This is a genomic window from Burkholderia sp. E168m23 (assembly GCF_016586125.1).
GTDB lineage: Bacteria > Pseudomonadota > Gammaproteobacteria > Burkholderiales > Burkholderiaceae > Burkholderia > Burkholderia orbicola.
In genome coordinates this window covers 1-4,495 of record NZ_BCPP01000595.1, presented here as the reverse complement: position 1 = coordinate 4,495, position 4,495 = coordinate 1, and the positions used below count along the sequence as shown (strand labels likewise).

The following is a 4,495-nucleotide window of genomic DNA, read 5'->3' as shown; positions in this document are numbered from 1 at the left end:
CGCGGGCATCAACGTGTGCTGCGGCGGCATCATCGGGATGGGCGAGTCGCGCCGCGAACGCGCGGGCCTGATCTCGCAGCTCGCGAACCTGAACCCGTATCCGGAATCGGTGCCGATCAACAACCTCGTCGCGATCGAAGGCACGCCGCTCGAAGGCACCGCGCCGCTCGATCCGTTCGAGTTCGTGCGCACCATCGCGGTCGCGCGCATCACGATGCCGAAGGCCGTCGTGCGCCTGTCGGCCGGCCGCGAGCAGCTCGACGACGCGATGCAGGCGATGTGTTTCCTCGCCGGCGCCAACTCGATGTTCTACGGCGACCAGTTGCTGACGACCAGCAACCCGCAGACGCAGCGCGACCGCGCGCTGTTCGAGCGCCTCGGCATCCGCGCGAGCCAGGCCGACGCGCTGTCGGACAACGCGTAAGCGGCAACGGCCGGCGCGCCGCGCCCGCCAACGAAAAAGCCGGGGCGCGCCCCGGCTTTTTCACGCCCGCGCGCACCACTCAGGTCGCGCCGCCCAGTGCGCGCGGCTCCATGAACGTGTGCCGGAAATAGTCGCGCACCGCGTGCATCGCGGGACTCAGCTCGATGTTCTTGCGCCACGCGAGGCCGACGCTCATCGGCGGCACCGGGTCGCGCAGCACGATCGTCTCGATGCGCCGCCCTTCGAGCGACCATGGGCGATACACCATGTCGGACAGGATCGCGACACCGCTGCCGTTCGCGACCATGCTGCGCACCGCCTCGACCGACGAGGTGCGCAGGATCACGTTCGGCCGGTACGGCGTCTCGTTCCAGTAACGCAGCGCGGTCTGCCCGGCCTCGTCCACCGTCAGCATCACGAACGGCTCGTGCGCGACCTCCGCGAACGTGACGCTCTCGCGCCGCAGCAGCGGATGATGCGCGCCGACCCACAGCCTGCGCACCGAATGGATCACCGGCTCCAGCACGAGCTCCGGATTCGACACGTTCGACGTGAGCAGCACGGCCATGTCGTAGCGGCCCGCGATCAGCCCTTCCTCGATCGACTCGCGGTTCAGCTCGTGCAGGTGGATCGTCAGACGCGGATAGAGCGTATTGAGCCGCAGCACGTGATGCGGCAGGAAGTAGCCGAGCACCGTGTAGCTCGCGGCGATCGCGAGCGTGCCGGTCAGCGTGCTTTCGAGATTCGGGATCCGCATCGCCTCGTCGACCGACGACAGGATCGTGTACGCGTGATTGAGAAAACGCCGCCCGGTATCGGTCAGCGTCACGCCCGCCGACGTGCGCACGAACAGCTGCGTGCCGAGACTGTCCTCCAGTTCCTTGATCGCGCTCGTCACGGCCGACTGCGAGATGGTGAGCTGGATCGCGGCCTGCGAGATCTGTCCGAGCTCGGCGGTCGCGACGAAGTACTTGAGCTGTCTGAGCGTCAGGGCCATGCGCGGTGGAAAACTGATGGGGGCATGGCAACCATCATATCAACCGTCCGTTTCGCGGCAATCCGGACCCGCCCGACCCGCGCACATCCGCCTGCCGCGGCGCCGGGCGGCCGCTTCCCGCGATATCTGAAAAATCGATACGTTCGCATATAAAAATAGAACTATTTTGACGCACCCCGCACGGCTAACCTGCGTTCAACACGGTGTCGACACGCGCTGCGGCGCACGCGAAACCGGAGAACCTGGAGGAACGAACCGTATGAGGAAGCACAGTGTCGACCTGAATTCGGACATGGGCGAAGGTTTCGGCCCGTGGACGATCGGCGACGGCGTCGACGAGCAGATCATGCCGCTCATCAGCTCGGCGAACATCGCCACCGGTTTTCATGCCGGCGACCCGAACATCATGGCGCGCACGGTGCAGCTCGCGCGCGACGCCGGCGTCGGGATCGGCGCGCATCCGGGCTTTCGCGATCTCGCGGGCTTCGGTCGCCGCACGATCACCGAAACGCCGCAGACGCTCGTCCACGACATCCTGTATCAGCTCGGCGCGCTGCGCGAGTTCGCGCGGCTCAACGGCGTGGGCCTGCAGCACGTCAAGCCGCACGGCGCGCTCTACATGCACGCGGCGGCCAACGAGGCGTTCTCGCGGCTGCTGATCGAGACGCTGCAGCGCGTCGATCCCGGCCTGTGGCTGTACTGCATGGAAGCGTCGGTCACGTATCGCGTGGCGAGGGAATACGAACAGCCGGTGATCCGCGAGTTCTACGCCGATCGCGACTACGACCGCAGCGGCTCCATCGTGTTCACGCGCCGCGTCGGGCGCCTCGACCCGCAGCAGGTGGCCGACAAGGTGCTGCGTGCGTGCATCGACGGCAAGGTGCGCACGATCGACGGCGACGACATCGACATCGATTTCGATTCGGTCTGCATCCACAGCGACACGCCCGGCGCGCTCGAACTCGTGCGCGAAACGCGCGACGCGCTGGTCCGCGAAGGCATCCGGACCGCCGGCCCGCGACCGCTCGCCGCTCATCACTGAACCCGATTCAAGGAGACGCAAGATGGCATTGCACGACATCGTCAGCCCGCTGCCGGGCACGTTCTACCGACGCCCGTCGCCCGAGGCGGATTACTACGTCGCGGTGGATGCGACGATCGCGGCCGGCGCGGTGGTCGGCCTCGTCGAAGTGATGAAGCAGTTCACCGAGATCGAATCCGATGCGGCGGGCCGCGTCGTCGAGCTGCTCGTCGACGATGGCGAGCCGGTCGACGCCGGCCAGGTGCTGATGCGGATCGAGGGGTGATGCGATGAAGCCGGCAAACGCCCCCGACACCTTCTATCGACCGTCGCGGATCAAGACCGTGCTGGTCGCGAACCGCGGCGAAATCGCGGTGCGCGTGATCCGCGCGGCACGCGAGCTCGGCATGCGCGCGGTCGCCGTGGTCAGCGACGCGGACCGCGACAGCCTCGCCGCGCGCATGGCCGACGAAGCGATCCACATCGGATCGTCGCATGCGGCGAAGAGCTATCTGAATCCGGCCGCGATCCTCGACGCCGCGCGGCAATGCGGCGCGGACGCGATCCATCCGGGCTACGGCTTCCTGTCCGAGAACGCGGCGTTCGCCGCGCAGGTCGAGGCGGCCGGGCTGATCTTCGTCGGCCCGGGCGCACAGGTGATCGCGACGATGGGCGACAAGGCGCGCGCCCGCGACACCGCGCGGCGCGCGAACGTGCCGACCGTGCCGGGCAGCGACGGCGTCGTCCAGTCGCTCGACGCGGCCCGCGCGGTCGCCGCGTGCATCGGCTATCCGATCATGATCAAGGCGGCCGCGGGTGGCGGCGGGCGCGGCATCCGCGTCGCGCACGACGCCGCGCAGCTCGACGCCGAACTGCCGCTCGCGCAGCGCGAGGCGCAGGCCGCGTTCGGCGACGGCGGCGTCTATCTCGAACGCTTCATCGCGCGAGCGCGGCACATCGAGGTGCAGGTGCTCGGCGACGGCCGCGACGTCGTCCACCTGTTCGAGCGCGAATGCTCGCTGCAGCGGCGCCGCCAGAAGATCCTCGAGGAAGCGCCGTCGCCGTCGCTCACGCCGGCGCAGCGCGACGCGCTGTGCGCGTCGGCCACGCGCCTCGCGCGCGAAGTCGGCTACCGCAGCGCGGGCACGCTCGAATACCTGTTCGACGATGCGCGCGGCGAGTTCTACTTCATCGAGATGAACACGCGCATCCAGGTCGAGCATCCGGTGACCGAGGCGATCACCGGCATCGATCTCGTGCGCGAAACGCTGCGCATCGCCGACGGCGAGCCGCTGCGGTTCGCGCAGGCCGACATCGCGATGCGCGGCGCCGCGCTCGAATGCCGGATCAACGCGGAAGATCCGCTGCAGGATTTCCGCCCGAATCCGGGCCGGATCGACGCACTGGTGTGGCCGACCGGCCCGGGCGTGCGCGTCGATTCGCTGCTCTATCCGGGCTACGTCGTGCCGCCGTTCTACGATTCGCTGCTCGCGAAGCTGATCGTGCACGACGAGAGCCGCGCGGCCGCATTGCGGCGTCTGTCTCGCGCGCTCGGCGAGCTGCAGGTCGGCGGCCTGAAGACCACCGCGCCGCTGCACGTCGCGCTGCTCGCGGACGACGACGTGCGCGCGGGCCGCTATCACACGAATTTTCTCGAAGCGTGGATGCCGTCATGGCGCGAGGCCGCGACGGCCGCCGCCCGGCAGCACGAAACCGCGGACGCCGCGCGCGTCGGGGAGGCCCTGTGACGACCCGTTATACGTTCGGCGGCGACGAGTTCGTGTTCGTCGAGATCAGCGAGGCGATGTCGCTCGACGCCTTCTTCAAGGGCACGGCGATCACGCGCGAATTGCAGCGGCGCGCGGTGCCGGGCATCACCGAGATCTGTCCGGCGAACGCGTCCTACCAGGTGCGCTACGACCCGGACGTGATCGAGCCCGACACGCTCGTCGCGCTGCTCAAGGCGATCGAGGCCGAGGTCGGCGACGCGCCGCTCGAACTCGATACGCGCATCGTCGAGGTGCCGGTGCTGTACAACGACCCGTGGACACAC

General features: G+C 68.6%; 5 protein-coding genes and 1 pseudogene. 5 read left to right on the top strand and 1 reads right to left on the bottom strand.

Annotated elements, in window-relative coordinates; translation table 11 throughout:
• A pseudogene (locus JMF90_RS25535) lies at window positions 1-424 on the top strand (biotin synthase BioB); the annotation flags it as partial.
• A 79-nt stretch (window positions 425-503) separates the two neighbouring features.
• Here JMF90_RS25535 and JMF90_RS25530 read toward each other — a convergent pair.
• Entirely contained in the window at window positions 504-1,421 is a 918-nt protein-coding gene (locus JMF90_RS25530; protein ID WP_006483476.1) for a LysR family transcriptional regulator, read from the bottom strand.
• 259 nt (window positions 1,422-1,680) lie between these two features.
• On the opposite strand from JMF90_RS25530, the gene JMF90_RS25525 reads away from it, so the two are divergent.
• The 4 genes from JMF90_RS25525 to JMF90_RS25510 form a co-directional block, all read left to right on the top strand.
• The gene (locus JMF90_RS25525) at window positions 1,681-2,463 is read left to right on the top strand and encodes a 5-oxoprolinase subunit PxpA (RefSeq protein WP_077180402.1); all 783 of its coding nucleotides are present in this window, start codon (window positions 1,681-1,683) and stop codon (window positions 2,461-2,463) included.
• A gap of 22 nt (window positions 2,464-2,485) precedes the next feature.
• The gene (locus JMF90_RS25520) at window positions 2,486-2,728 is read left to right on the top strand and encodes an acetyl-CoA carboxylase (RefSeq protein ID WP_077180403.1); all 243 of its coding nucleotides are present in this window, start codon (window positions 2,486-2,488) and stop codon (window positions 2,726-2,728) included.
• A 4-nt stretch (window positions 2,729-2,732) separates the two neighbouring features.
• A complete protein-coding gene (locus tag JMF90_RS25515) occupies window positions 2,733-4,190 on the top strand; it encodes an acetyl-CoA carboxylase biotin carboxylase subunit (RefSeq protein WP_077180404.1) in 1,458 nt (485 codons plus the stop codon).
• On the top strand, window positions 4,187-4,495 hold a 309-nt coding region (locus tag JMF90_RS25510; RefSeq protein ID WP_201325576.1), incomplete at its 3' end, for a carboxyltransferase domain-containing protein. The genes JMF90_RS25515 and JMF90_RS25510, both read left to right, overlap by 4 nt.

What these genes read in the sequence shown, in the direction of transcription:
- JMF90_RS25530 (WP_006483476.1), bottom strand. Translation starts at nt 1,421, where the DNA reads ATGGCCCTGACGCTCAGACAGCTCAAGTACTTCGTCGCGACCGCCGAG.
- JMF90_RS25525 (WP_077180402.1), top strand. Translation starts at nt 1,681, where the DNA reads ATGAGGAAGCACAGTGTCGACCTGAATTCGGACATGGGCGAAGGTTTC.
- JMF90_RS25520 (WP_077180403.1), top strand. Translation starts at nt 2,486, where the DNA reads ATGGCATTGCACGACATCGTCAGCCCGCTGCCGGGCACGTTCTACCGA.
- JMF90_RS25515 (WP_077180404.1), top strand. Translation starts at nt 2,733, where the DNA reads ATGAAGCCGGCAAACGCCCCCGACACCTTCTATCGACCGTCGCGGATC.